The organism is Pedobacter sp. 01N416 (genome assembly GCF_056399685.1).
Genome location: NZ_JBFTRT010000607.1, coordinates 1 through 2938, shown reverse-complemented (window position 1 = coordinate 2938; position 2938 = coordinate 1). Strand labels below are relative to the sequence as shown.

5 protein-coding genes are annotated in these 2938 nt (G+C 38.7%); 2 read left to right on the top strand and 3 right to left on the bottom strand.

Features of this window, described 5'->3' with window-relative positions; genetic code table 11:
- Positions 1-880: cysteine desulfurase family protein (locus AC1DND_RS24530; protein WP_477585174.1), on the bottom strand; the 880-nt coding region annotated here is incomplete at its 3' end.
- A 117-nt stretch (positions 881-997) separates the two neighbouring features.
- On the opposite strand from AC1DND_RS24530, the gene mce reads away from it, so the two are divergent.
- Together mce and AC1DND_RS24520 are read left to right on the top strand one after the other, a co-directional pair.
- On the top strand, positions 998-1405 hold the full coding sequence (gene mce / locus AC1DND_RS24525; RefSeq protein WP_477585173.1) for a methylmalonyl-CoA epimerase: 408 nt from the start codon (positions 998-1000) through the stop codon (positions 1403-1405).
- Between the two features lie 274 nt (positions 1406-1679).
- Positions 1680-1964 carry a hypothetical protein gene (locus tag AC1DND_RS24520; RefSeq protein ID WP_477585172.1) on the top strand — a complete coding sequence of 95 codons (285 nt, stop codon included), beginning with the start codon at positions 1680-1682 and terminating at the stop codon, positions 1962-1964.
- Positions 1965-1974: 10 nt separating this feature from the next.
- On the opposite strand, the gene AC1DND_RS24515 is transcribed toward AC1DND_RS24520, so the two are convergent.
- Both AC1DND_RS24515 and AC1DND_RS24510 read right to left on the bottom strand, forming a co-directional pair.
- Positions 1975-2664, bottom strand: a complete 690-nt coding sequence (locus AC1DND_RS24515) for a hypothetical protein (RefSeq protein ID WP_215128327.1) — start codon at positions 2662-2664, stop codon at positions 1975-1977.
- Positions 2665-2673: 9 nt separating this feature from the next.
- The coding region (locus tag AC1DND_RS24510) for a hypothetical protein (protein WP_477585171.1) at positions 2674-2938 on the bottom strand (265 nt) is incomplete at its 5' end.

Here is a 2938-nt window from a genome sequence, read left to right as displayed (position 1 = left end):
GTTGTGTATTACCATTAACATAACTCTCTTCCATTTTGTTCAAAGTAGTTTCTAACTTATCACGTAAAGCAGCTAAACGAACTGATTCGCTTTCCATTTCTAAACGGCAAAGTTCGCAGGCTTTACCTAAACCTACAATACCAGGAACGTTTAATGTACCAGAACGCATTCCGCGCTCGTGGCCACCACCATCCATTTGTGCAGTAACTTTAACCCTTGGGTTTTTACGGCGAACGTAAAGTACACCAACACCTTTCGGACCGTACATTTTATGTGCCGAGAAAGCCATTAAGTCAATACCATCAGCATTTACATCAACAGGGATTTTACCAACTGCCTGCGTAGCATCAGTCATGAATAAAGCACCGTGTTTGTGTGCAATTGCTGCAATTTCTTTAACCGGTTGAATTACACCTATTTCGTTGTTGCCATACATAATCGAAACTAAAATCGTTTCAGGAGTCATAGCAGCTTCTAATTCAGCTAAATCAATTAAACCGTCTTCTTTAACGCCTAAATAAGTAACACGTGCTCCGTTTTTCTCTAAGTGTTTGCAGGTATCTAAAACTGCTTTATGTTCAGTAACCGCAGTTATAATGTGGTTACCTTTTTCTTTGTACATTTCAAATACACCTTTAATAGCCAGGTTATCGGCTTCAGTTGCACCTGATGTAAAAATAATTTCTTTTTCAGTACAGCCGATTAGTTTGGCTACCTGCTCACGGGCATAATCTACACCCTCTTCAGCCACCCAGCCAAACGCGTGATTACGACTTGCGGCATTTCCAAATTTCTCTGTAAAGTAAGGTAGCATTGCTTCCAACACCCTTGGATCTAACGGGGTAGTAGCATTATTATCTAAATATATCGGCTGTTTCATCTCTATTCTGTTAATTATAACACAAAGATACGAAAAAACTTATTTAACAATTATAAATAATAGCTATGACCTTATAGAGAAAAGCCGCATTTTTACATTCACATAACCTTATAATCTATGAATAAGATAGAACACATCGGCATCGCGGTAAAAGACCTTAACAGTTCTATAGATATTTATCAGAAACTATTGAATACCGATTGCTATAAAACTGAGCAAGTTGCATCCGAGTTTGTAAATACGGCTTTCTTTAAAACTGGCGAAAACAAGATCGAACTGCTTCAGGCTACTGCCCCAGATAGTGCAATTACTAAATTTATTGAAAAAAAAGGAGAGGGGATCCATCATGTCGCTTTTCTGGTTGATGATATTCTGGCAGAAATGGAACGCCTGCACAAAGAAGGTTTTGTGCTGCTCAGCGAGTCGCCAAAAAAGGGTGCAGATAATAAAATGGTGTGTTTTGTACATCCAAAAGATACCAATGGCGTATTGATTGAGATCTGCCAGGAAATTAAATGGATATAAGAGATGAAGTTTAGTTTTTTGATACCGTCATCCTCGCGCATGCGGGGATCTTAAAGCGGTTAATAACTTCATTATAATTTTGAAAACGAAACCTCTTGTGTTCCATAGCCTCTTCAGTCCTGCTAACCGCTATAGTCCCGATGAAGAATCGGGAGCTGCCGCTTTTATCAGGTTTATTTAAATTGGCCTGTGGTTCTTCGGTTAGTGCAAATTGCCTAACTCTAATGTTAATAAAATCGATCTTAAAATCCCGTAATCCTAAAAATCCTGTTCCATGTCATTAATTAGTATCATCAACAAAGATTTCGATATACCAGACAATCTTTCTGAAGATCAGTTGCGGGATGCAATGGTTGATGCCTTTGCTTATTTAATCGATAATGACTTTCCGAAACTGATTCAGATTTTATATAAGGCAGATGTAGATCAGTATAAATTAAAGGAACTGCTGGAAACGGTTGAAGGCTCGAGTTCGGCTGAAGTAATTGCCGATGCCTACATTGCCCGTCAGAAGGCTAAAATAGAAACCTGGAAAAAATACAGTCAAAAGAAGGATTAGGAGTGAAAGCTTATCCTTGCGAAGGATTAAAACGGTTGTACATATGCATATCAAAAAACGAAATAGAATTGATCTTATCCGCTTTTAGTACGAGGTCGGTTTTTAACTCATCTGTATTTGCAACCGAACCATCTTCAATATAACTGGCATAAACCGTTAAATACTGGGTGGTAAAAACCAGTTCTTTATCGTCAGCCTTGCGGTAGCCGCTAAAGGCAGGGGTAATTCGGATATAACTGGTGGTAAAGGGTTTGGGCAGCTCTTTAACCCAGCCAATGTAAAATTTGCCGCTATCCATGGTAAACTGTAAAAGATGGGCATCAAAAAAAGAAGAACTCAGTAAAAGCTCAAATTCATTTCCTGAAGTAGCTATTGCCCTTTTAATTGCCTTAAGGCGGTTAATGAAAAGATTTGCAATTTCTGTTGCGCCTACAGCAACAAATAACGACATGCTCGTGGTTCCGAAATAAGGGGTATGGATAGGGAGTAGTTTACTTAACTGTTCAACGGTTTCAGGAAAGATGGCAATGAATAATCCTCTTAATAAGAAGCATACACCTAAAAGCAGGATGCCTGCAAAAGCAGAATTTAACAGTACACGTTGGTTTTCTAGCCGATATTGTACGTATCTAAGGTATCTGAACCTAATAAGAATATAATAGCCGCCTACAAGAGGGAATAAGAGCAGGTTAAAAGGCATCTATATCGGCTATTTCTTGTTTTTATCCTTTTCTATCTTTTTGAAAATACTCGATTCCATTAAAGCACCCACCATTTGTCTGATCCTTGGCTGCGCAAAGAAATCGGGGCTTTTAATGTAGAGCTTTCCGCTACTGCTAGCATGGATAATTCCATCAAACTCGCTATCTTTTCTTTTGTCTGATCCTTGGCTGCGCAAAGAAATCGGGGCTTTTAATGTAGAGCTTTCCGCTACTGCTAGCATGGATAATTCCATCAAACTCGCTATCTTTTCT